The organism is Streptococcus sanguinis, from assembly GCF_900475275.1.
GTDB classification, from domain to species: Bacteria; Bacillota; Bacilli; order Lactobacillales; family Streptococcaceae; genus Streptococcus; species Streptococcus sanguinis_N.
Genome location: NZ_LS483364.1, coordinates 1,612,663 through 1,635,878 on the forward strand (window position 1 = coordinate 1,612,663; position 23,216 = coordinate 1,635,878).

Annotated in this window: 20 protein-coding genes; 3 read left to right on the plus strand and 17 right to left on the minus strand. The window is 44.7% G+C overall.

Annotated elements, in window-relative coordinates; all coding sequences use genetic code 11:
* Positions 1–64 precede the first annotated feature (64 nt).
* The 13 genes from DQM55_RS08000 to nagB all read right to left on the minus strand — a co-directional run bounded on the left by DQM55_RS08000 (position 65) and on the right by nagB (position 15,992).
* Positions 65–1,207, minus strand: coding sequence for an acetylornithine transaminase (locus DQM55_RS08000; RefSeq protein ID WP_111676070.1), 1,143 nt, complete (start codon positions 1,205–1,207; stop codon positions 65–67).
* 2 nt (positions 1,208–1,209) lie between these two features.
* On the minus strand, positions 1,210–1,947 hold the full coding sequence (gene argB / locus DQM55_RS08005; RefSeq protein ID WP_111676072.1) for an acetylglutamate kinase: 738 nt from the start codon (positions 1,945–1,947) through the stop codon (positions 1,210–1,212).
* A gap of 11 nt (positions 1,948–1,958) precedes the next feature.
* Positions 1,959–3,152, minus strand: a complete 1,194-nt coding sequence (gene argJ, locus DQM55_RS08010) for a bifunctional glutamate N-acetyltransferase/amino-acid acetyltransferase ArgJ (protein ID WP_111676073.1) — start codon at positions 3,150–3,152, stop codon at positions 1,959–1,961.
* A gap of 17 nt (positions 3,153–3,169) precedes the next feature.
* Positions 3,170–4,192 carry an N-acetyl-gamma-glutamyl-phosphate reductase gene (gene argC / locus DQM55_RS08015; protein ID WP_111676075.1) on the minus strand — a complete coding sequence of 341 codons (1,023 nt, stop codon included), beginning with the start codon at positions 4,190–4,192 and terminating at the stop codon, positions 3,170–3,172.
* A 241-nt stretch (positions 4,193–4,433) separates the two neighbouring features.
* Entirely contained in the window at positions 4,434–7,052 is a 2,619-nt protein-coding gene (alaS, locus tag DQM55_RS08020) for an alanine--tRNA ligase (RefSeq protein ID WP_111676077.1), read from the minus strand.
* A 38-nt stretch (positions 7,053–7,090) separates the two neighbouring features.
* Complete coding sequence (locus tag DQM55_RS08025) at positions 7,091–7,672, minus strand: LURP-one-related/scramblase family protein (RefSeq protein ID WP_172454747.1); 582 nt, start codon at positions 7,670–7,672, stop codon at positions 7,091–7,093.
* Between the two features lie 140 nt (positions 7,673–7,812).
* Positions 7,813–8,820, minus strand: a complete 1,008-nt coding sequence (gene prsA / locus DQM55_RS08030; RefSeq protein ID WP_002912047.1) for a peptidylprolyl isomerase PrsA — start codon at positions 8,818–8,820, stop codon at positions 7,813–7,815.
* 113 nt (positions 8,821–8,933) lie between these two features.
* Entirely contained in the window at positions 8,934–9,617 is a 684-nt protein-coding gene (locus DQM55_RS08035) for an O-methyltransferase (RefSeq protein WP_111676079.1), read from the minus strand.
* 1 nt (position 9,618) lies between these two features.
* On the minus strand, positions 9,619–11,421 hold the full coding sequence (gene pepF / locus DQM55_RS08040; RefSeq protein WP_002912044.1) for an oligoendopeptidase F: 1,803 nt from the start codon (positions 11,419–11,421) through the stop codon (positions 9,619–9,621).
* Positions 11,422–11,456: 35 nt separating this feature from the next.
* Entirely contained in the window at positions 11,457–12,401 is a 945-nt protein-coding gene (locus DQM55_RS08045; protein ID WP_111676081.1) for a competence protein CoiA, read from the minus strand.
* A gap of 114 nt (positions 12,402–12,515) precedes the next feature.
* Positions 12,516–13,685: an MFS transporter gene (locus DQM55_RS08050; RefSeq protein ID WP_111676083.1), complete on the minus strand. Its 1,170-nt coding sequence runs from the start codon at positions 13,683–13,685 to the stop codon at positions 12,516–12,518.
* A gap of 94 nt (positions 13,686–13,779) precedes the next feature.
* Positions 13,780–15,135, minus strand: a complete 1,356-nt coding sequence (locus DQM55_RS08055) for a DUF1958 domain-containing protein (protein WP_111676085.1) — start codon at positions 15,133–15,135, stop codon at positions 13,780–13,782.
* A 149-nt stretch (positions 15,136–15,284) separates the two neighbouring features.
* Positions 15,285–15,992, minus strand: coding sequence for a glucosamine-6-phosphate deaminase (gene nagB / locus DQM55_RS08060; RefSeq protein WP_002917509.1), 708 nt, complete (start codon positions 15,990–15,992; stop codon positions 15,285–15,287).
* Positions 15,993–16,126: 134 nt separating this feature from the next.
* Here nagB and DQM55_RS08065 point away from each other — a divergent pair, with 134 nt between their 5' ends.
* From DQM55_RS08065 to DQM55_RS08075, 3 genes are read left to right on the plus strand one after another with little or no spacing between them, the layout of a single operon-like run.
* Positions 16,127–16,306 (plus strand): hypothetical protein, encoded by a 180-nt coding sequence (locus DQM55_RS08065; protein WP_002897949.1) that lies wholly within the window; start codon positions 16,127–16,129, stop codon positions 16,304–16,306.
* A gap of 9 nt (positions 16,307–16,315) precedes the next feature.
* Complete coding sequence (queA, locus tag DQM55_RS08070) at positions 16,316–17,344, plus strand: tRNA preQ1(34) S-adenosylmethionine ribosyltransferase-isomerase QueA (RefSeq protein ID WP_002917511.1); 1,029 nt, start codon at positions 16,316–16,318, stop codon at positions 17,342–17,344.
* Between the two features lie 16 nt (positions 17,345–17,360).
* On the plus strand, positions 17,361–17,831 hold the full coding sequence (locus DQM55_RS08075) for an arginine repressor (protein ID WP_002917512.1): 471 nt from the start codon (positions 17,361–17,363) through the stop codon (positions 17,829–17,831).
* A gap of 130 nt (positions 17,832–17,961) precedes the next feature.
* Here DQM55_RS08075 and DQM55_RS08080 read toward each other — a convergent pair whose 3' ends face one another.
* The 4 genes from DQM55_RS08080 to argF form a co-directional block, all read right to left on the minus strand.
* Complete coding sequence (locus tag DQM55_RS08080; RefSeq protein ID WP_111676087.1) at positions 17,962–19,299, minus strand: dipeptidase; 1,338 nt, start codon at positions 19,297–19,299, stop codon at positions 17,962–17,964.
* A gap of 21 nt (positions 19,300–19,320) precedes the next feature.
* Positions 19,321–20,832 carry a YfcC family protein gene (locus DQM55_RS08085; RefSeq protein ID WP_111676089.1) on the minus strand — a complete coding sequence of 504 codons (1,512 nt, stop codon included), beginning with the start codon at positions 20,830–20,832 and terminating at the stop codon, positions 19,321–19,323.
* A gap of 205 nt (positions 20,833–21,037) precedes the next feature.
* On the minus strand, positions 21,038–21,985 hold the full coding sequence (arcC, locus tag DQM55_RS08090) for a carbamate kinase (protein ID WP_111676091.1): 948 nt from the start codon (positions 21,983–21,985) through the stop codon (positions 21,038–21,040).
* Between the two features lie 166 nt (positions 21,986–22,151).
* Positions 22,152–23,168 carry an ornithine carbamoyltransferase gene (gene argF / locus DQM55_RS08095; RefSeq protein ID WP_002897953.1) on the minus strand — a complete coding sequence of 339 codons (1,017 nt, stop codon included), beginning with the start codon at positions 23,166–23,168 and terminating at the stop codon, positions 22,152–22,154.
* Positions 23,169–23,216 lie beyond the last annotated feature (48 nt).

Below are 23,216 nucleotides of genomic sequence, written 5' to 3' on the forward strand. Positions count from 1 at the left end.
TCATTGTCAAATGCGCTATTATCATAGACAAAAAAGAATCCAGCTCAAACTGAATCCTTTTCCTTTATTCATCTACTTCTGAAAATACCTCTTTTAAAACAGCAATCCCCTGCTGGATTTCCTCCATGCTGATAGTCAATGGTGGCAGGAGACGGATAACATTCTCTCCGGCGGTCAGGATAATCAAGCCTTTCTGACGAGCGGCTTCAACAATCTTTGACAGACTGGCGCTTGTTTCAATCCCGATCATCATGCCCAGGCCTCGAACAGCAGAAATCTTTGGATGATTCTGAAAAGCAAGCTGCAGCTGCTCCAATAAGATATCACTCTTAGATCTGACTTCTTCTAGAAAACCCGCTTCTTTCATGATATGCAAGGTCTCCAAGGCGGCTGCCATGGCTAATTTATTGCCACCAAAGGTAGAACCATGACTGCCAGGTCCAAAAGCGGAAGCCAAGCTGGATTTTCCTAATAGAGCACCTGCGGGCAGGCCATTGGCCAGACCCTTAGCCAGAGTCACAATATCCGGTATAATCCCATAGTGCTCAAAGGAATAAAGCTGACTCGTACGCCCCATACCTGTCTGGACCTCATCAACAATCAGCAAAATCCCCTCTTGTTGGCAAAAATCAGCCAAGTTTTTGACAAAAGCTGCTTCTGCTGGACAAACCCCCGATTCTCCTTGGACCAATTCCAGCATGACAGCTGCCGTATCCTGATTGGCCAAGTCTTCTACGCTGGCCAGATCATTGTAAATCGCATAGCTGAAATGGGGAACCCCATCACCAAATCCTTCCTTAATCTTATCCTGTCCTGTTGCGGCCATAGCGCCAAAGGTTCGACCGTGAAAGGATTGCTGAAAAGTGATAATGCCTTGCTTGCCAGTAGCTTTGCGGGCTAGCTTAATAGCTGCTTCATTGGCTTCTGCTCCGCTATTGCAGAAAAAAGCCAAATAATCATAAGAACCAGCCAGTTCCTGAGCCACCTGCTCTTGCAGAGAGCTAAGATAGAGATTGGGACTGTGCCAGATGCGCCCTGCTTGCTGGATCAAAGCCTGCTGGATCTGCGGGTGAAAGCCAAGATTGGTTACACCAATCCCCGATGAAAAGTCCAAATAAGCCTTTCCCTCATTGTCAATCAGATAGGAGCCCTCTGCTTTAACAAACTCAATGGGTGCCCTCTTGTAGTTTTCAAATAAATAAGTCATCGTTATCCCTCTGCTATCAAGGTGCCCGTCAAAAGATTGTCACCAATCAGAACCTGTCCGACACCGGAAAGCACAGTCTGAACAGCACTCTCAATCTTAGGAATCATGCCGCCCTTGATGACACCTGTCTGAATCTTCTTGGAAACCTGACTGGTCAGAAGCTGGGGCAGGACTTTTTTGTCCTCCAGAACCCCTTCTATATCTGTCATCAGAATCAGCTTCTCTGCCTGCAAGCTGCTAGCAACTGCTGCGGCTAGATAGTCTGCATTGATATTTAAGAGCTCGCCAGCCGCATTTTCCCCTAGCGAAGCCAGCACTGGGACCATGTCCGCAGCCAGCAACTGCTCTAGATAAGCAGTTTGAATCGCCGTCACATCACCGACATAGCCATAGAGATCTTTGTCAATAAAGTCCGCCGAAACTGTCTTTCCCAAATGTGAAACCAGCTGAAGGCTTTCAATATCTGAGTCGTTCAGTTCTTGTGTCAGTGTCCGGCCAACTTGACCTAGCAAGGCCTGCTCAATAATGGGTAAGTCAGACTTAGCTGTTACCCGCAACCCCTTAACCTTGCGAGTAGGCAGCTGGCGCTCTTTCATGAGTTGATTTATGACCAGACCACCCCCATGAACGACCACGATTTTCTTACCAGCTGCTATCCACTCTTGCATCTGCTTGATAAACTTATCAGACAGCTTTTGCGCAGCAACACCGCCAATTTTTATAACAATCACATCTTTCATTGCATTTCTCCTTAGGTTCTATAGAGGGCATTGATTTTCACATAATCATAGGATAGATCGCAGCCCCAGGCCTGAGCTTCAGCGTCCCCATCGTGTAGGTCAATGGTCAAGGTTAGCAGCTCTCTAGCCATGGCATCACTTGTTTCCTCGGGGTCAAAAGCCACAGGGCTAGAAGCCTGCATAACTGGAATCCCCTCAATCCAAATATCAATATTATCCACCGAGACATCTGCTCCCGCATAGCCGATAGCCGCTAAGATTCGGCCCCAATTGGGATCTTGACCAAAAATAGCCGTTTTGACCAAGCTAGAGCCAACGACACTCTTAGCAATCATACGGCCGCTCTGTTCATCCTTGGCATGCCGCACATGAACTTCAATCAGCTTGGTCGCTCCCTCGCCATCCTTGGCAATTTTCTTAGCCAAGTCAGCCATAAGATAGCGGAGCATCTTAGAAAACTTTTCAAATTCTTCCGTATCTGGTAGAATTTCTTCGTTTTGTCGGCAGCCATTTGCCATGACTAATACCATGTCATTGGTCGATGTATCTCCATCCACCGTGATTTGGTTGAAAGTCGTCTCCACATGCTGACTGAGAGCCGCTTGCAAGGTAGCACTAGAAATATTAGCATCACAAGTGATAAAGGCCAGCATAGTCGCCATATTCGGATGAATCATGCCCGAGCCCTTGGCTACTCCCGCCATAGTCACCAGGTCTGAGCCAAACTCTTCTGTGACTACACAGGTCTTGGTACAAGTATCCGTCGTCAAGATAGCCTCAGCAAAATCTTCTGCCTTGCCACTCACCAGAATCTGTGACAGACCATTTTTCAGAGCATTCATTGGAAGCTGCTCGCCGATGACTCCTGTAGAAGCCAGACCTACTAAGTCAGGCTCAATCTTCAGCTTTTGGGCAGTCAATCGCTGCATCTCATAGGCAGCGTCCAGTCCCTGCTGACCTGTACAGGAATTGGCAACACCAGAATTAACCACTATTGCCTGCAATTTCTGGCTCTTTTGGATCGCTGCTTTGGTCACTAGAAGCGGAGCAGCAATGACTTTATTAGTCGTATAGACCCCTGCCACACTGGCCGGCACTTCTGATACAATCCAGCCAAAATCCAACTTCTTTTTCTTAAAGCCAGCGTGTAAACCGTCAGCCGAAAAGCCTAGCGGACTGGCAATCGTTCCATCAATAATCTTCATATCTAACCCTTTCTCATCTAGACATAGGACGGTTGACTGAGCAGGCCATCTGTTTCAGGAAAGCCCAGCATCAGATTCATATTTTGAACCGCCTGACCAGCAGCCCCCTTAATCAGGTTATCCAGCACAGCCACTACAGTTAAAATATTTGTCACAGGATTATAGCAAAAACCAATATCTATATAATTAGTACCGACAACCTGATGCAGATTCGGCAGAGTAGCTTGGATACGGACAAAAGGCTTATCCTGATAGCATTCCTGGTAAATAGCAGCCAACTCTTCTCGAGTCAAAGGTTCTTTTAACTTGCAATAAACTGTCGCCACGATACCACGATTGAGTGGAATGAGGGATGTTGAAAACTGAATCTGTTGCAATCTCTCATCAAAACGCTGCAACTGCTGCACAATCTCTGGAATATGCTGATGCTGATTCAGCTTGTAAGTCACATAGTTGTCGTGCACATGGACAAAATGGCTGGATGCAGCTGGATTTTTCCCAGCTCCTGTCAAGCCACTCTTGGCATCAACAATAATGGAGTCCAGCTCAATAGCCCGAGCCGTCAGCAAGGGAATCAAGGCCAACTCTGTAGCCGTCGCATAGCAGCCGGGATTAGCAATAAATCGCTTCCCTCTGATATCTGTAAACTCAGACAGCCCATAAATAAACGCTTTTTGAACATAGTCTTCAGCCGGCTCTTTCTGATACCATTTTTTATAAATATTCTCTGGCAAGCGATGATCGCCAGATAGGTCAATGACTGGAAATCCTGCTTCTACAAAGTCTTTTGACAAATCTTTAGCCACTCCACTTGACGTTGCAAAGAAAACAATATCTGCTCGTCGCATTATTTCCTGACTGTCGAAAGCTTCTATTTTCAAGTCGCAAATCCCCTTCAAATGAGGATATAACTCTGACACAGGAGCCTCCATATCTTGACTGGCATGAAGGGAAACGACTTCTGCCTGCGGATGTTGCAGTAAAATACGGAGGAGTTCCATTCCTGAGTAACCAGTAATTCCTACAATCGAAATTCGCATATTTTTAAAACACCTCCGTATAAATATGCATTTTATTTTACTCGTATATTTTCCCTTTGTCAAGTATTTTCTGTATTTTTATGCAATATTTTTGAAAATATCATTATTTATTCTAAAACAATTCATACTTTCTTGCCGAAAAGCGGCCTATTTGCTTCTCATATAGAGAAGTAAGAGAGCTAAGAGTACAAAAAAAGATCTGCCCAAAGAGCAGACCTTTTCATCTATCTGTTATCTAATATTACAACTTCTCAGCAACTGCTGCTAGCAGGGCTGGAATAGCTGATTGCTTGCTGCCGCCGGCCATAGCCATGTCTGGCTTACCGCCGCCTCGACCATCTACAATCGGTGCCAATTCCTTAATCAGATTACCAGCATGGATGTCCTTGGTCTTGCTGGCTGCAAGAACATTGACGTTGTCACCAATTGCTGCGACCAGTATAAGAACATCTGAATAGTCCTTCTGCTTCCAAGTGTCCGCAAAGGTACGCAGGGCACCTGCATCAGAAACAGAGACCTGACTAGCAATAAAGCTATGTCCATTTGCTTCTTGAACATTCTTGAAGACTTCACCAGAGGCCGCTGCTGCTGCCTTTTCCTTGAGCTCTGCATTCTCTTTTTGCAGTTGACGCAGCTGCTCTTGCAGCGCTTCTACCTTGTGAGGCACTTCCTTGATTTGCGGTGCTTTGAGTGTCGCTGCGATAGCCTTGAGCGCCTCTTCTTCCTCACGGTAAGCTTCAAAAGCTTCCTTGCTGGTGACTGCCAAGATACGACGAGTTCCAGAGCCGATCCCCTCTTCTTTGACAATCTTGAAAATACCGATTTCAGAAGTGTTGCCTACGTGGGTTCCTCCGCAAAGCTCGACAGAGTAGTCGCCGATGGTTACGACACGAACTTCTTTACCATATTTTTCTCCAAAGAGCGCCATGGCACCCATTTCCTTAGCTTTGTCAATATCTGTCTCTACTGTCTCGATAGCAAGGGCTTCCCAGATTTTCTCATTGACTTCTTGCTCAATAGCGCGCAGCTCTTCTGCTGTCACCGCTTGGAAATGCGTAAAGTCAAAGCGCAGGAATTCTACTTCGTTCAGAGAGCCTGCTTGGGTTGCATGGTTACCAAGAACATTATGCAGGGCTGCATGTAAAAGGTGAGTTGCCGTATGATTTTTCATCACACGATGGCGACGGCTGTGGTCAATTTCCAGTTTATAGCTTTGACCGAGAGCCAGAGGAGCCAAAACTTCTACAGTATGCAAAGGCTGACCATTTGGTGCCTTTTGCACATCCGTAACTTGCGCTACCAGATTGCCTGCTCCATCAAAGATTTGACCGTGGTCAGCTACCTGACCACCCATTTCTGCATAGAATGGCGTTTCTGCAAAGATGAGGGCAGCTGATCCTGTCTCAACAGACTCCACTGCTGCATCATCCGCCACGACAGCAAGAAGTTCAGCTGTCAGCTCTTCTTTTTCGTAATTAAAGGAACTTTCTACGGTGATGGCCTGCAAGGTTTCATTTTGCATGCCCATTGAGCCGCCCTTGACGACAGAAGCACGCGCTCGATCCTGCTGCTCTTTCATAGCCGCTTCAAAGCCAGCACGGTCCACAGTCATGCCTGCTTCTTCAGCGATTTCTTCGGTTAACTCCAGCGGGAAACCGTAAGTATCGTAGAGTTTAAAGGCATCTTGACCAGCAATAACAGTTTGTCCCTTAGCTTTCAAATCTGCCACGATTGTTTCTGCAAAGTGTTGACCAGAGTGCAGAGTACGAGCAAAAGATTCTTCCTCACTCTTGATAATCTTTTCGATAAAGTCTTGCTTTTCAAGAACTTCTGGGTAGTAGCTTTCCATAATCTTGCCCACAGTTGGAACCAGTTTGTAAAGGAAAGGCTCATTGATCCCCAGCTTTTGACCATGCATTGAAGCACGACGGAGTAGACGACGAAGGACATAGCCACGGCCTTCATTTCCAGGAAGAGCCCCATCACCAATGGCAAAGGAAAGCGAACGAATATGGTCTGCGATAACCTTGAAACTCATATTGTCGCCATCTTGGTCATAGACCTTGCTAGACAGCTTCTCTACTTCACGAATAATTGGCATGAAGAGGTCAGTCTCAAAGTTGGTCTTAGCTCCTTGGATAACAGCGACCAAACGCTCCAAACCAGCGCCCGTATCAATGTTCTTATGTGGCAATTCCTTGTACTCGCTACGTGGTACAGCAGGGTCAGCATTGAATTGTGACAAGACGATATTCCAGATTTCGATATAGCGATCGTTTTCAATATCTTCTTCTAAGAGACGGACCCCAATATTTTCTGGATCAAAAGCCTCACCTCGGTCAAAGAAAATCTCTGTATCCGGCCCAGAAGGTCCCGCACCGATTTCCCAGAAGTTGTCCTCAATCGGAATCAAATGACTAGGCTCAACGCCCATAGCAATCCAGCGGTTGTAAGAGTCCTTATCGTCTGGGTAGTAGGTCATGTAGAGCTTGTCTTTGGGAAAATCAAACCACTCAGGGCTAGTCAAAAGCTCGTAAGCCCACTCAATCGCTTCATCACGGAAATAATCGCCGATAGAGAAATTGCCCAGCATTTCAAACATAGTATGGTGGCGGGCAGTTTTTCCGACATTTTCAATATCATTGGTTCGAATGGCCTTTTGAGCATTGGTAATCCGAGGATTCTCTGGAATAATGGTTCCGTCAAAGTATTTCTTGAGGGTTGCTACACCAGAGTTAATCCAGAGCAAGGTTGGATCGTTGACCGGCACCAAGCTAACAGATGGTTCTACTGCATGACCTTTAGTTGCCCAAAAATCCAGCCACATTTGACGAACCTGAGCACTTGACATTTGTTTCATTTCTTTTTCTCCTTAATGTTTTTCTAAAAATAATTGCATTATGACGACGAACTTTCCAGCATTTCAACATAATCAATAGCGACACAGAGGGAAATCACCAAATCTGAATAAGTCACATCATAGACACTCACCTGATAAGTAGAGGTTAGATGGAAGAGCTCCTTGGTAATCTCTGCAACGACTTGATTGCTGTCATCCAGCAGACGAAAGTTTAAATCCCAGATATTCCCTTCAACTCGAAGACCCAAATTATCAAATTTATACTTATCACGCAAAAAAGAGAATTTCTTACGAATATAAAAGCTATGCCCGCTGCTGAGTTTGATTTCAAACTGGGGCAGGAGGGTTAAAAGGGTCTTGGTAATTTGACTGACGATTTGTCCTTGACTATCATAGATAGTAAAGGTCTTAGGAATCTGAAAGAAAGAGCCTTCCACTTGGTAATCCACATTTCCTCGATCGTCCTTGATATCAAAGCGTTCGCCGCCTAAGCGAAATTTCTGTTTGACAAGATAGGTTTTCATTATGTTACCTCCACAGTCAACATAAAAGACAAGTTCCTTGTCCGAAGGGCGAAAAACCGCGGTACCACCTTCATTCAATGAACTTGTCATTCTCATTTCGTATTATATTTTGCTAGATGAGTAGCATGATTCCCCGTCTTAGATGGCTCGCAGCACCGCCAATTCTCTGAACTAAGAACTTGAAAAATCAATTCTCACCAGTCTTATTATACTTGCTTATTCTCTTTTCGTCAACCTTATTCTGCGGCTGAGGATGAAGCTTCTGTTGAACTGCTTTCAGCTACTGAGCTAGACTCAGATGTCTTTGAGCTGCTGGCAGCACTTGATGAAGAAGTTGAAGAGCCTGTCGTTTCGATATACTGAGCAAAGACAGATTGGAATGCACTATCCTTAACCTTGATGTTGGCATCTTTCAGCTCTTTCGCCACAACGCTTTGGATAAAGCTAGTATCTTTTTCTTTTTGCGCAATGATAATCTTTTTCAGCTTGTCTTTGTAGTCTTTCCAGTTAGAAGATTTCTCAGACTTCTTGACCAGCTTAACAATATAGTAGCTTGCTGAGTACTGTGAATCTGGCACAGTCACAAGGTCTGAAACGCCATTTTCTTCCAAAGCAAAGGCAGCTTTTTTGACAGCATCTGGAACATCAGTAGAGCCAGAGTCAAACTTGATTTCTCCGCCTTTTTCCTTAGTGGTAGCATCGGTAGAGTTTTCCTTAGCGATTTGACTGAAGTCGGCTCCTTCTGCTTTAGCTTTTTCAAGAACTTCCTTACCTTTGTCTTCGCTGTCAACCTTGATGATTTGAGCTGTTACTTCTGGCGTGTAGTTTTCAAAGGCAGCCTTGTAGTTTTCATCAGTCAGCTCTTTTTCAGCAGCCTTCTTAACGGCATGCTCTACCAGCATATTGGTGCGGATTTGCTCCTTGTAGGCATCTTCGGTCAATCCATTTTGAGCCAAGACTTGGGCAAAAGCTGTACCGTAAGCAGTTTTAGACTTTTCGAAAGCATCCTTAACGTCCTTGTCTTTGACATCTTTGCCGTATTTTTCTTCAAAGATGTCTTTGATAGCCATCTGTAGCAAGACCTGCTGAGCTGCACCATTGTTTTTCACTTGATCGTAGAACTCATTGACAGTAATCGTGTTTCCTTTCATGGTCACGATGTCCTTGCCTTCTGAGTTAGAACATGCTGCTAATACAGCGACTGACAAGAGTGTCACAGCTCCTGCAAATATTTTTTTCTTCATTTTATATTGACTCCTTATTCTTAAAAGTTCATGTTTTCTATTGTAGCACAAATTTGAATTGATATCTTAAATTTTACTAAAAATTTTTGGAAATTAGGAAAAAATCAGAGATGTCATTTTTTTCTAATCATAAGCAGTCCATCTCCCAAGGGAAGCAGACTGGAAGTTAAATCTGAACTGTCCAAAGTTGCGTCAAACAGGCTGTGCAAGCCACGGTAAATAGCTCGTTGACCACGCTTAATTTCCTCAAAAGGCTTGGCAACATCGCCACCTTGAAAGACATCATCAATGAGGACCAGACCACCAGGATTGAGGCGCTTGAGGACATGGGGCAGAAAGACCACATACTTGGACTTGGCAGAGTCCATAAAGACAAGGTCGTAGGAATCCTCTAGTGTCTCAAGCAAATCCATCGCATCACCTTCCAGCAGGGTGATCTGCTGACGGCTGTCATACTTGACAAAATTAGCCTTGGCAAGCTCAATCATCTCTGGATTGCGGTCAATAGTCGTAATCTGAGCCTGAGGAGCATGTTCTGCCATCAAAAGGGCCGAAAATCCAATAGCCGTCCCGATTTCTAAAATCTTCTCAGGCTGCAGACTTTCGAGTAGCAGGCGGAAGTAAGCCACTGTCTCATGGGGAATCACGGGCACATTTTCAGCTCTGGCAAAATCCTCCAATTCCTTGAGGCCACCAGTGACCGGCTGGAGACGCCGTCTCATAAAGTCAACGATTTCTTCTTTGACCACTGGTCGACGCATATTGGGATTAGAGTTTTGGTTATAAGTATCGACCATCTTATGCTAATCCCAACTTTTCCACCAAGGCTTCGAATTCGTCCAAGCGACGTTCAAAGACAGCAAAAGCAGCATTTAGGTAGTCTTCTTTTTCCATATCTACACCTGCTTTTTTGATGACATTGAGCGGATAGTCAGAGTTCCCAGCTTTGAGATAGTCCAGATACTTGTCCTTGTCTTCCTGACTACCATGGACAATCTTTTCAGCCAGGGCAGAAGCCGCTGAAAATCCTGTCGAATATTGGAAAACATAGTAATCATAGTAGAAATGTGGAATCCGAGCCCATTCGTACTGAATCTGCGGATTATCTTCTTTTTTCAGTCCATAGTATTTCTCGTTCAAATCAGCGTAGAGCTCATTGAGAAACTCGCTGGTCAAAACTTGACCTTCTTGGTCAGCCTTGTGGATAGCGTGCTCAAACTCCGCAAACTGGGTTTGACGGAAGACCGTACCTCGGAAGCCGTCCAAAAAGTGGTTGAGAATAGCAAAGCGGGTAGCATCGTCTTCTACTTCTTCCAAGAGCTTCTCTGTCAGGATATTTTCATTAGTCGTTGAAGCAATCTCAGCTAGGAAGATAGAATAGTCTCCGTAGACATAAGGCTGAGTCTCACGGGTGTAGCTGGAATGCATACTGTGTCCTGTCTCGTGCACCAAGGTAAAGAGATTGTCCAGCGTATCCTGCCAGTTGAGTAACATAAAGGCATTAGTATCATAAGAACCACCTGAGTATGCCCCTGAGCGCTTGCCTTGATTCTCATGAACATCAATCCAGCGCTCTGAGAAGGCTGTCTTCACTCGGCTCAAATAATCCTCACCCAGAATAGCCAAGACTTCCTCAGACTTAGCCAAGGCTTCCTCATAAGTGAACTTGTAGTCTGTCTCTGACAAAGGTGTGTACATATCATACATCTTCAAGTCAGAAATGCCTAAAATCTTCGCTCGCAAAGCGATATAACGCTGCAAGAGAGGCAAATGCTTATTGACAGCTGAAACTAAGCTGTCATAAACACTTTCTGGAATAAAGTCAGCTGATAAGGCTGCTTCACGGGCAGATGAGAACTTGCGGACTTTCGCATTGTAGTTGTGAACCTTGACATTGGTCTGCAGAGTCTTAGCATAGGTATGCTGATACTGCTCGTAGACGCTGTAGAGAGCCTCGTAAGCTTCCTTGCGGACCTCTCGGTTCTTAGACTCGACCAGGGTGATATAGTTACCGTGGCTGAGCTGAACTTCATTTCCATCTTCATCATGCACCATCGGAAAGACAATATCCGCATTATCCAAGATAGCAAAGGTTTCGCCCGCTGCACCAAAAATTTCACCAGCACCCGCCAATAGCTCCTCTTCACGCTGTGTCAGGATGTGAGCCTTCTTTTTCAAAAGCTTGTCAAAATAATGCTGATACTGCTGCAAGGCTGGCTGCTCAGCCAAGAAAGCTTGGTACTGCTCTTCTGTAATCGCCATAAATTCTGGCTCATAGAAAGCAAAGCTTTGGCCAAAGTCGCTGTAAAGAGTCATGCCTTTAGCCTGATACTCTTGGTACTTAGCCACACGTGTATCTTGGTCATTCTTCATGTGAGCATAAGAATAAAGCTTTTCAATACGACGCATCAAGTCCAACTGCACTTCAGTCGTTGTTAAGAGACTGTCCGCTGAATCAAGCAAATGCCCAGCCAGACCAGCTGCTTTCTTCACTTCTTCTGAAACCTGAGCCAATTCCTCTTCAAAGGCTTCATCTGTTGGGAAAATGGTACTCAAATCCCAAGTATATTTTTCTTCAATTTCATTTCTTTGTTTTGCCATAAAAAAATCCTCCGACTCCCCTATTCTATCACAAATCAACGTAAAATCCTTGTATAAAAAGCCGGTGAATAAACAATTTGCAGATTTTTTTGCTGGAGATTGGCATAATAGTTCTCAAACTGCTGGTAATAGTCAGTCAGGTCAGTAGTTATCTGACAGAAGGAGGCAGCCTGTATCGGCCGAACCTGTGGATAAAAATCCTCTGCAGTCTTAGTCAAGAGATTATCGCCATTCTGATAGAGCTGAGCCTGCAGCCGCATCCATCTAGGCTGCTGGTAATAAAGCTGACGGCGGATATAATTGCAGATCTGCGGATCTTGCTGGGCCAGAAAGCTGTTCATCTCCTGCTTTTGAAAGGGCAAACGCAAAATATCCAAAAGCTGACTGTGACCAAAGGGAAAGTTCTTGGTCTTGTACTGGACTTTTCCATGCAGATCTTCGTGAATCAGGTATTTAAGACGCAGAACTTGCTTTTCTTGATCCAGCTCCCAGAGATGAAAGCCCATATTTTTACTAAAATAGAGAAAATCCTTCTGCAGGCGAGTTAGGGAATCCTTGAGCCAAAGTTTTCGCCCCAAGAGCCAGAGGACCTGATAGCCATGCTGGCGGTAAGAAAGCGTCCGTTCCTGCAGTCGTTCTATTCTTAGAGAACTGCACTGGACTTCAAGAGCCAATTTTTTATCAACCAGCAAATCAGCAATCTGCTGCAGAGCAGGCAAAAAAGCCTCCACCTCAACTTCTTCTGTCTGGACAGCCCAGCGAAAAAGCTCCGCCTTAAGGTTCAGGTGCTCAGCGCTCTCATTTTCCCTGTAAAAGTGGCACTGCTCTAGCGAAACATGCGCAAAATGCGGCTGCATAACTTTCCCTTTTTTAAAACGGACTGCCCCTGAACAAGCTGGGCAGACGAAATCAGCCCCTTTCTCAATCTTCTCCTCCAGTGCATTACACAAAAGTCCCTTATGATTTCGCGCCACAAACATATTCTATCCCCTCTAAAATTTATCTCATTTACTAAAATATTCGCAAAAGAAAAGAGAAACTATCTACACCATCAAAAAACGGGTCGAGAGAACATCTCTCCGACTCGTTTTTCATTATCCAAATAATTGGTTTCCTTTTCGTTCTGGCAATTTTAGAAAGAGGGCCAGGAGACAGACTAAGCAGATAATAGCTGCTAGAAAGAGGTGCATTCCTTCGTAGCCCCAACTGTCCAAAAAGTGACCCGCAAGATTTTGAATGAGAATGGTTCCTAGACTGCGGGCTGTCTGGACCAGAGCAATGGCTGTAACCAGGTATTTTTCATCGACCAAGCTAGCTACGATTTTCAGGGTCACCATTATCAAAACCATGCCCGTCACGTGCTTGGAAAGGAGAGTCATCCCGATTTTCGAAATCAAACCTAGGTCTAAAGCATAGACGCTATACTGGAGAAAGACGATTCCCAGACAAATATAAAGAAGCTTTTTCATCGAAATCTTGTCCATAAAGAGATAGGAATAAAAGATAAAAGGCGCTTCAACCAGAACTGATAAGGCAACGACAGTCGAAGCCATATCCACCTCTAAGCCACTATGCTGTAGCATGGCAGGGATATAGGTATGACCAGTATTCCCCACTCCAGAGTAAAGGGCGACCAAAAGCAGGTAAAAGAGATAGGTTTTGTTGGTCAAGAGCTTCCCCAGACCTGTCTGCTTGCGGGTATTCCTGCTTTCTAGGGCTGCTCGGTCGTGCTTGGGCTGGATTCCCAAAAGTCCTATGCTGCTGATAAGCATCATGCCAATAAAGACTGGGAAAATAGCCTGTGGTGCGACTCTTTGATAAATCAATCCTGCCAGCTGAGAGCCTAGTGCATATCCAATGGTTCCCCAAATCCGAATCTTGCCATAAGTATAAGGACTTTGAGCCGCCAGAACATCCATGACTGGATTGACCCCGTTAACCAACATGAGAACTAGGCTATACCAGACCAGTAACTGCCAAAGCTGAGTCGCTTTCATGAAAAATACAGCCCCAACCATCATAACTAGAAAGCTAAAAAGGAAGATCTTTTTAATTCCCAAAGCATCGCTGAGAACTCCGAAGATTGGCTGAGCCAACATAGAAGCAAAGAAGGAAGCTGACACTACCATCGATACTTGTGCATTTGAATAGCCTAAGTCCTGCATATAGACTGATATCAGGGTCGAAAAAAGAGAGTAGGCTAAGAAGAAAAAATTAAAGAGTAAAAAATGAGCCAGATAGCTGTTGTGAAACTTTTTTCGCATCGAAATCTCCTTAAGACAGAAAGAAAACTCAGCAAAAGAACTGAGTTTTAGCTTGGAAAGTCATTCCGTTCGTATGTGACAGAGGACATTCCCTTTATTCAACATCTGTATTTCTACGACGTTCCTGCTTTGCAGCCTTACGTTTTTGACGACTGCGGTATTCAAAGTACAGAATGATTAACAGGATGCCAACAGGCAGCAGAATCAACATCTTATCACTGAAAAACACACCATACCAAGGCTTGCTTTCCGACTTGCTGCCAGTCACATTTTCAATAGCCTGAGCAACTGGATTCTCAACTTTCTCGACTTTCATTTCATCGGAGATCTTGCTAGACAAGGTCTTCAAGCCATTTTCAGCCTTGAGAACATTGTTTTCAACTTTGACTTTAGGCTTGGTTCCCTTTTTAACAGTAGCGTAAAAATCCTCAGGAAGCTTATACTTCTGTCCATCAATCTCCTGCTCACCCTTGGATAAGAGTTTTTTGTACTCATAATCCGCATAAGCCTTCTCAATCAAAGCATTACCAAAAGGATGGCGGTAATACTCACCGTCTTGGTCAGACCAGTCACCGACTCCCATAATCACAGCAATCATGCGCTGATCTCCACGTTTAATGGTCGCGATATAGTTGAAAGCACCGTTAGGACTAGAGCCTGTCTTCATGCCATCTACGCCCTTGAGTGCGTATTTAGCACCCGGTAGGGAGTAATTATAGGTTTCAAAGGTCTCCTCGTAAGGAGTTCCAGCTTTAACCGTAACCTTGGCTTTATTAGTATAGTTTAGAATCTCAGGATGATGATTGACAAAGTTATAGGCCAGAATCGCCAAATCACGGGCTGTTGTCTGATTGCTGGCATAATTATCGTAGTTTTGAGGGTTATAGTAGCCCTTAAAAGAAACCGCTGCTGCACCGCTGGCATTGAACCACTTGGTATTCGTCATGCCCAGCTCTTGAGCCTTAGCATTCATCCGATCCAAGAACGCATCTGGGTCATTGTCCGATAAATAATTGGCCAGCATAACGGTTGTCGCATTGGATGACGGCACGATTGTCATGGTAATCAACTCAGATACGGTATAGTCCACACCAGCGACAATTTTATTATTAGAAATTTCATAAATATTAGCAGTGGCTTGATCCTGAGGTGTAGCTGTAATGACCGTCTTTTCGCTGATTTTTCCTTCCTTAATCGCTTCAAAGACCAAGTAAAGCGTCATGAGCTTACTCATACTAGCGGGATCACGCACCTCATCGACATTATCCTCCCAGACAACATCACCTGTACTGCCGTCAATAACGAGAGAAGACTTGGGACGATTAATCGCCTGAACATTATCATGCGGATACATCTTTTTAGCCATATCCACCAATTCATCAGCCCTAGCAGCTAACGGCGCTAACGAGGTCAGGAACACAATTCCCAATAACAAAAGCTTTTTCTTCACAGGATCCTCCAAAGAACAATTATACCTATCTAGTATATCATATTTTACGCAAAGTCAACCATAAATCTAAAAATCCTACCTAAAAAATAGATAGGAAATTAAGAGACTTTTATCTGGCAAAGCCAGTTTTATAGCACAACATCAAAATCTTAGTGTTTTAACAGGCTAAGCGCTTCCTTATCAGCGATAATCACAACATCTGGATGCTTCTGGAGAGCACTGCCTGGCAGCTCCTCCGTCACTTCCCCCTCAACAGTCCCTGCTATGGCCTTGGCCTTAGCAGAACCATAAGCAAAGAGGATGATGGACTTAGCATTTAGGATATTGCCAATTCCCATGGAAATAGCCTGAGTCGGAACATCCTCCATCTTGTCGAAGAATCGAGCATTTGACTGAATGGTGGACGGTGTCAAATTCACTAAGTGAGTCTGACTGTCAAAACTAGTTCCCGGCTCATTAAAGCCGATATGGCCATTCGTACCAATTCCCAAAATCTGCAAATCAGCCGGATGCTCTGCAAGAAGCTGATTGTAGCGCGCCACTTCTGCTTCTAAATCTTTCGCTGCGCCATTAGGCAGGAAGCTTTCTTTAAAAGGCTTTTGGTTAAAGAGGTGCTGATTCATGAAATAGCGATAAGACTGAGGATCGTCCTCCTGCAAACCAACATATTCATCCAGATTGACACTGAACATCTCTGAAAAATCAAGGTCGCTCTCAACGATCTGCTTGTAAAATCCTTCAGGGCTGCTGCCTGTAGCTAAGCCTAAAGTTTTTGCCCCCTGAGCCAGCTTTTCTTTGAGCAGCTCGAGAGCCACTTTGCCACCTTCTACTTGGTTTTCCACTTGAATAATTTTCATTTTTTACCTCCACTTCTTTTCTTAATTTCATTATATGGTATAGACCAATTTTTGTCAAGAAAAAGTCTGTAAAATAGACATACTTTTTAGTCATGCTCGCTTCCTTTTGCAGCAAATCGTGTTATAATAGAGACATGTTTTTACTGATTGTTTTATTGATTTTATTTTTAGTCGGAGTCTTACTCTGCAGCTTGAGTTTCCTCATGAAAAAACAACCAGGCTGGCAGATTGTAAGTTTGATTTTGGGCGGCTTGCTTACTGCTAGCCCCTTCCTACTGGCCGCCTATCTACTCTGGCTGATGAAAACAATATAAGGAGATACAATGAATACCGCTGATTTTGATTTTGACTTGCCCGAAGAGCTGATTGCTCAGACACCTTTAGAGAAAAGGGATGCTTCCCGCTTGTTAGTGGTTGATAAAGAAACGGGAGCCTTCTCCGACCAGCATTTTGACCAGATTATTGATCAGCTCCAGCCCGGCGATGCCCTTGTTATGAATAATACACGTGTCCTTCCTGCCCGCCTTTATGGTATCAAGCCTGAGACAGGGGGCCATGTCGAGCTGCTGTTGCTGAAAAATATCCAAGGCGATGACTGGGAAGTGCTAGCCAAGCCAGCCAAGCGCCTCAGAGTAGGTGCTCAGATTTCCTTTGGTGATGGCCGCTTAACTGCTACTGTGGTAGAGGAGCTTGACCATGGTGGTCGAATCGTACGCTTTGGCTATGAAGGGATTTTCCTAGAAGTCTTGGAAAGTTTGGGAGAAATGCCGCTGCCGCCTTATATCCACGAAAAACTGGCAGACCGCGAACGCTACCAGACTGTTTACGCTAAAGAAAACGGCTCTGCCGCTGCGCCAACTGCTGGACTTCATTTCACAGAAGAGCTATTGGAACAGATTTCAGCCAAGGGAGTCAAACTGGTCTATCTCACCCTTCATGTCGGACTGGGAACTTTCCGACCGGTTTCTGTAGACAGCTTAGATGATCACGAGATGCACTCCGAGTTTTACAGCCTGTCCGAGGAAGCTGCCCAGATACTCCGTCAGGTCAAGGCTAAGGGAGGCCGTGTCATTGCAGTCGGCACGACATCTATCCGCACCTTAGAGACAATTGGCAGTAAATTCCAGGGGCAGATTCAGGCTGACTCTGGCTGGACCAATATTTTTATCAAGCCGGGATACGATTGGAAGGTCGTTGATGCTTTTTCAACCAACTTCCACCTGCCCAAGTCAACTCTGGTCATGTTAGTCTCTGCCTTTGCCGGACGTTCCTTAACGCTTGAAGCTTATGAGCACGCTATTGCTGAGCGCTATCGCTTCTTCAGTTTTGGTGATGCTATGTTTATCAAATAACTATAGGTGAAAATTTATGAATAAAATTGAAAGCAGACACCGTCTCATCCGCTCCTTAATCATGGAAAAGAAAATCCATACCCAGCAAGAACTTCAGGAGCATCTGGAAGCCAACGGCGTCATTGTAACCCAGTCCACTCTTTCACGAGATATGAAAGCACTCAATCTGGTCAAGGTCAGTGAGAACGATACTTCCTACTATATCATCAATAGCATTGCACCATCCCGTTGGGAAAAACGCCTTCGTTTCTATATGGAGGATGCTTTGGTCATGCTGCGGCCAGTTAAAAACCAAGTCGTTATGAAAACTCTGCCTGGTCTGGCCCAGTCTTTCGGTGCAATCTTAGACGCTCTAGAGCTGCCACAGATTGTTGCTACTGTCTGCGGTGATGACGTCTGTCTGATTATCTGCGAGGATGATCAAGGGGCCCTTGACTGCTTTGAGAAGCTCAAAGAATTCACCCCACCATTCTTCTTTAGTAAATAAAAGCTGAGACAAAATTTGCCTCAGCTTTTTCTATTTACAATTTTTGCCTCAATGAAAATCATCAGCAAACCAGAAAGCCAGAATTGACTAGAGCAATGCATTACCGAAGATAGTTTCAAAAAGTCAGCATTTAAGGTGTTGTAGCCAAACGATAAATGGCTTCCGCGTAAATATCCATTGCCTCATACAGATCGTCTAGGCGGAATCGTTCATTGACCTGATGCTCTGTCTGATCAGCTCCCGGAAAGAGAGCGCCGAAGGCAACACAGTTAGGCATAGTACGAGCAAAGGTCGCTCCGCCAGAAGACATAGCTGGACTGTCGTCTCCTGTTTTCTCCTGATAAATTTCCATCAGGGTGCTAACCAACTCACTGTCCAAAGGTACGTAGAGCGGAGCCAAGTAGTCAAACTCCTGATAGGTCAGCTCGTATTGACTGGCTATTTCTGCTAGATTTTCAACCAACTTATCCTTGTCTGCCAAGACCGGAATCCGCATGTCAATCCGAATCTCAGAGCGATCAGAGGTTAAAGTCAGACCGGCAACATTAAAGGAAAGAAAGCCCATCGGTTCATCAGACACAGGACCAAAGAGATGGCTGCCTGTCGCATCTTCACCAACCGCCTGATCCAGAAAGGCAAGAGCCGGATGCGAATCCAAGGGCTGCAAAACCTTAGCTAATCGAATAATAGCATTGACTCCTTGAGCGGCATCCTTAGCGTGCTTGGGCAAGCCGATAACCGTTACTTTTTCTGCCGTTCGCTCATATTCATAGCCTAAACCTTCCAAGCCAGCAACGACTGACTCTAGTAGGCTGCCTGAATAGGAAGCCTTGGCAGGAACGACATTAAAAGCTTGACCAGCTTCGAGCTCTAAAGTATCAGAGCCAGGTCCTTCTAGCTTAAGCTGCAGAAGCCCCTTCTCAGCATAGGTCAAAGGGAAGGAAGAGTCTGGTGCAAAGCCAATTGTAGCCTGCTCTTCTAGCTGGTTGTATCTACCCATACAACGCCAAAGTGTCTCCTCATCTGTACCAAAGATAAAGCGAACCCGCTTTTTAAATTCCACTCCACTGTCCAGCAATGCTTTTACAGCATAAAGAGCGGCCATGGAAGGTCCCTTGTCGTCCTGCACCCCACGACCAAAAATCCAGCCATCTTTGACAGTGGCTTCAAAAGGCGGCGTCTGCCAGTCCGACTCATCACCTGATGGAACAACATCCAAATGACAGAGAACGGCCAGGAGCTGAGCTCCATGACCGATTTCTGCATATCCGTAATAACCTTTAGGGTCGAGGTAGGTTGTAAAACCTAGCTCCCGACAGATTTCTAAAGTTTTTTCTAGGACATCTTGGATAGCTTGTCCAAAAGGTGTTCCATTTTGACCTTCCTTCAGTACTGAAGGATAAGAAACGATTGCTTTCAAAGATTCAAGAAAATCTTCTTTAACTTTTTCCGTTATAAAATTTTTCATGGAATCACCTCAGCTTCTAGCTTATAGGAACGGTAAGAAAGTTCCTAGGAGTAAGAGACCAATACTGATCGCAATGATAGCTACAATCAGCTTACCGATAAATTTCCACCAAGTACCAATATTGATACGTCCGAGTGCCAAAGCCCCCATAACGATACCAGAAGTTGGAGCAACCAGGTTCAGCACACCTGAAGCAGACTGGTAAGCTGTGATGATCAAGCTTGCCTTGACATTGACAAATTCTCCCAACGGAGCCATGATTCCCATAGTCGCACTGGCCAGACCTGATGATGATGGGATAAGGAAGGACATTGGCAGGTAGAAAATGTAGGTCAAGACGATAAATACTTGTGATGACAGACCGCTGAGTCCTTGTTTACCCCAGTTGAGAATAGTGTCTGTAATCATACCGTCATTCATGATAACTTGGATACCACGAGCGATTGCTACGATTAGGGCTACGCTAAGCAGGTCAGCTGCACCGTTCATAAAGGCTGAGATAATCTTGTCTTCCTTGAGACCGTAAACAGCGCCAATCAAGATTCCCATGAAGGCAAAGAGCATAGCTCCTTCTGGGAAGTACCAAGTACCCAGTGCAGAAGTAGACGAACCAATAATCTTACCGAGTACTGGAAGACCTGTCAGCCAGGTATTGACATCCTTAAAGATAGTAATACCGAGATCTGTCCAAGGAATGAAACTCAATACCATAAGGACAAATGTCATGATGAACAGGAATAGAACTGTTCTTTGCTTTTTGCTCAGAGTTGACTCAACAGATGAAGAAGTCTCAACGTTAAAGTGTTTCAAATCTTCTTCGCGAGTGCTGTAAACCAATGACTTGGTCGGATCTTTTTGAATCTTATCCGCATAGCGGTATACAAACCAAGTACTGAGAGCTGTCAGAACAACCAAGAAGATAAGACGAAGGACAATCCCTTCACCAGTACCAACACCAGCAGTTGCTGAAGCGATACCCGTTGCAAATGGATTTAGCGTAGAAGCCAAACATCCGATTTGCGAACCAAGCAGGATAATAGCCACCCCTGTCAGGCTGTCAAAACCAACTGCCATCATCACCGGCACCAAAAGCGGATAGAAGGCCATGGTTTCCTCACCCATACCATAGGTAGTACCACCGAGGGCAAAGAGAGGCATCAAGACAACAATCAGCATCTTTTCGCGACCCTTGTACTTCTTAACGATGGAGGCAATCCCTACATCCAAAGCGCCAGTTTCATTGACAACGCCAAGGAAACCACCAACCATGAGGATGAAGAAGGCAACATCAATCGCTGCACTCGTCTCCTTGATTAAGGAGCCTTCTTCTGGATGCGTACCCAGCATTGCACGAATCGGTGCCATCAGGACATCCCAAATCCCTTGTGGATTTTGTGGCTGAGGCTGATAAACACCTTTTACAAAAGCCCCTGCTGGGATAATCCAAGTCAGCACTGCCATAATGGCAATGATTATCAACAATACGGTGTAAGATGAAGGCATCTTAAACCCTTTTTTTGTTTTTTCACTCATTTGTATTCCCTCCTAAAAATTTTTTAACGAGGTTACGAACCTGCATTCCCCTGTATGAGCAAACAAGAAAACGCTTACTTTGTTTTTATTTTACCATATTAACATTGAAAAAGCCAGTGTTTTTGAAAATAATCAAAGATTTTCAGGAAAAGACTTGCAGCAGCGACAGAGTTCAGCTGCTATCGACTTTCAATCAGTTCTATGCCTAGCCTTTTTCAATAATCGTACCGCTCTCAGACTCAATCAGAGCGCCCAGATTTTCCAGAGATGTGATAACTGCTTTGCCTTCTGGACGGCCATTGACAAAGGCGATAGCTGCTTCTACTTTTGGAAGCATGCTGCCTGGTGCAAATTGTTCTTGCTTGATGTATTCTTCCAACTGAGCAACATTCACATGTTCCAGCTTAGCTTGGTCTGGTTTGTTGTAGTTAACAAAGACATAGTCCACACCCGTCAAGACGATGAAGAGGTCTGCATCAACCAACTCTGCCAAGCGCTGAGAAGCAAAGTCCTTGTCAATAACGGCTTCAACACCCGTAAGATGGCCATTGTCTTCCTTGATGACAGGAATCCCGCCGCCGCCCGCAGCTACTACTACTTGACCTTGATTCAAAAGCGTACGGATCGTTTCAATTTCCTTGATATCCACTGGCTTTGGTGAAGCAACAACCTTACGCCAACCACGTCCAGCATCCTCTTTGAAAGTCGCTCCGCTCTTTTCAGCTTCTGCTTTGGCTTCTTCTTCTGAGTAGAAAGGTCCGATTGGCTTGCTGAGATTGACAAAAGCTGGATCGTTCTTATCAACTACTACTTGCGTCACAACAGAAGCAACATTCTTTTCGATACCTTCATCCAAGAGAGCATTTTGCAAAGCATTCTGCAGCCAGAAGCCTATGCTGCCTTCTGTCATAGCCACAAGAGAGTCTAGTGGGAAGGCAGGATTCTTTTCAGAGTCTGCTGCCAAGTGTTGCAGCAGCAAGTTCCCTACCTGTGGACCATTTCCATGGGTAATGATAAGGTCATCCCCGTTTTTAATCAATTTTACCAAGTGTTTTGCAGTTTCCGCCAAGGCTTGCTGCTGTGCATTCGCTGATGGGTCAGATGAAAGGATGGCATTTCCTCCCAAGGCTACAACGATTTTACGATTTCCCATTAAATTCTCCTTAATTGCGCTCTAATGAATGCGCTTCCAATTTATTTTAGTAGATTTTTTAATTTTCAATAAGAAAATGAGCTTTCCTTATCATATAAAAGAGGGCCGGACTAAAGCTATTAGTCGCAGCCCTCATAGCTGTTGGTAGACGGTTTCTTATGTAAGATTATACTTTTGGAATGTAGAGGTTTCCAAGAGTTGCAGCCATAACCGCTTTAATTGTGTGCATACGGTTTTCTGCTTGGTCAAAATGACGAGCATATTTGCTGCGGAAGACTTCGTCTGTTACTTCCATTTCCTCTACGCCGAATTTTTCAGCGACATCTTTACCGTAAACAGTATTTGTATCGTGGAATGCTGGTAAGCAGTGCAAGAAAATCAAGTTTTCGTTATCAGCTTTCTTCACCAAATCCATGTTTACTTGGTAAGGTTTGAGGAGGGCAACGCGTTCTGCAAACTTGTCTTCTTCACCCATAGATACCCAAACGTCTGTGTAAAGAACATCAGCACCTTTAACTGCTTCGTCAGCATCTTCTGTGATGAGAATATGTGCGCCGCTTTCTTTCGCAAAGCCTTCTGCCAATTCAACGATTTCTTTTTCTGGGAAGAGTTCTTTTGGTGAGAAGATATGAACGTTGACGCCAAGGATAGCTCCTGTTACCAGCAAGCTGTTGGCAACGTTGTTACGTCCATCACCACAGTATACCAATGTCAAGCCTTCCAGACGGCCAAAGTTTTCTTGAACAGTCAAGTAGTCAGCCAACATTTGAGTTGGATGCCATTCGTCTGTCAGACCATTCCATACTGGAACACCTGAGAATTCTGCCAATTCTTCTACCATGCGTTGGCTGAAGCCGCGGAATTCAATCCCATCAAACATACGGCCCAATACTTTAGCAGTGTCTTCTGTAGATTCTTTCTTACCAAGCTGGATATCATTTGCACCAAGGTATTCTGGATGTGCTCCCAGGTCAATGGCTGCTGTTGTAAAAGCTGCCCGAGTACGAGTAGATGTTTTTTCAAACAAGAGAGCGATATTCTTGCCAGCAAGATAGTGGTGTTGAATATTGCGTTTTTTCAAATCTTTCAAGTGAGCTGAAAGACCGATAAGGTATTCTAACTCAGCACGGCTAAAGTCTTTTTCTGCTAAGAAGCTACGTCCTTGGAATACTGAATGTGTCATTCTATTATTTCCTCTTTCTATTCTTTATGTATTTGTTAGCACTTGTAT

Bases quoted from the DNA above. Each gene is read 5' to 3' on its own strand.
- DQM55_RS08065 (WP_002897949.1), top strand. From the start codon at position 16,127: ATGTTTTTACTGATTGTTTTATTGATTTTATTTTTAGTCGGAGTCTTA.
- DQM55_RS08080 (WP_111676087.1), bottom strand. From the start codon at position 19,299: ATGAAAAATTTTATAACGGAAAAAGTTAAAGAAGATTTTCTTGAATCT.
- DQM55_RS08085 (WP_111676089.1), bottom strand. From the start codon at position 20,832: ATGAGTGAAAAAACAAAAAAAGGGTTTAAGATGCCTTCATCTTACACC.
- prsA (WP_002912047.1), bottom strand. From the start codon at position 8,820: ATGAAGAAAAAAATATTTGCAGGAGCTGTGACACTCTTGTCAGTCGCT.
- nagB (WP_002917509.1), bottom strand. From the start codon at position 15,992: ATGAAAATTATTCAAGTGGAAAACCAAGTAGAAGGTGGCAAAGTGGCT.
- DQM55_RS08050 (WP_111676083.1), bottom strand. From the start codon at position 13,685: ATGCGAAAAAAGTTTCACAACAGCTATCTGGCTCATTTTTTACTCTTT.
- alaS (WP_111676077.1), bottom strand. From the start codon at position 7,052: ATGAAACAAATGTCAAGTGCTCAGGTTCGTCAAATGTGGCTGGATTTT.
- pepF (WP_002912044.1), bottom strand. From the start codon at position 11,421: ATGGCAAAACAAAGAAATGAAATTGAAGAAAAATATACTTGGGATTTG.
- DQM55_RS08035 (WP_111676079.1), bottom strand. From the start codon at position 9,617: ATGGTCGATACTTATAACCAAAACTCTAATCCCAATATGCGTCGACCA.
- queA (WP_002917511.1), top strand. From the start codon at position 16,316: ATGAATACCGCTGATTTTGATTTTGACTTGCCCGAAGAGCTGATTGCT.
- argC (WP_111676075.1), bottom strand. From the start codon at position 4,192: ATGCGAATTTCGATTGTAGGAATTACTGGTTACTCAGGAATGGAACTC.
- arcC (WP_111676091.1), bottom strand. From the start codon at position 21,985: ATGGGAAATCGTAAAATCGTTGTAGCCTTGGGAGGAAATGCCATCCTT.
- DQM55_RS08000 (WP_111676070.1), bottom strand. From the start codon at position 1,207: ATGACTTATTTATTTGAAAACTACAAGAGGGCACCCATTGAGTTTGTT.
- argJ (WP_111676073.1), bottom strand. From the start codon at position 3,152: ATGAAGATTATTGATGGAACGATTGCCAGTCCGCTAGGCTTTTCGGCT.
- DQM55_RS08045 (WP_111676081.1), bottom strand. From the start codon at position 12,401: ATGTTTGTGGCGCGAAATCATAAGGGACTTTTGTGTAATGCACTGGAG.
- argF (WP_002897953.1), bottom strand. From the start codon at position 23,168: ATGACACATTCAGTATTCCAAGGACGTAGCTTCTTAGCAGAAAAAGAC.
- argB (WP_111676072.1), bottom strand. From the start codon at position 1,947: ATGAAAGATGTGATTGTTATAAAAATTGGCGGTGTTGCTGCGCAAAAG.
- DQM55_RS08075 (WP_002917512.1), top strand. From the start codon at position 17,361: ATGAATAAAATTGAAAGCAGACACCGTCTCATCCGCTCCTTAATCATG.
- DQM55_RS08025 (WP_172454747.1), bottom strand. From the start codon at position 7,672: ATGAGAATGACAAGTTCATTGAATGAAGGTGGTACCGCGGTTTTTCGC.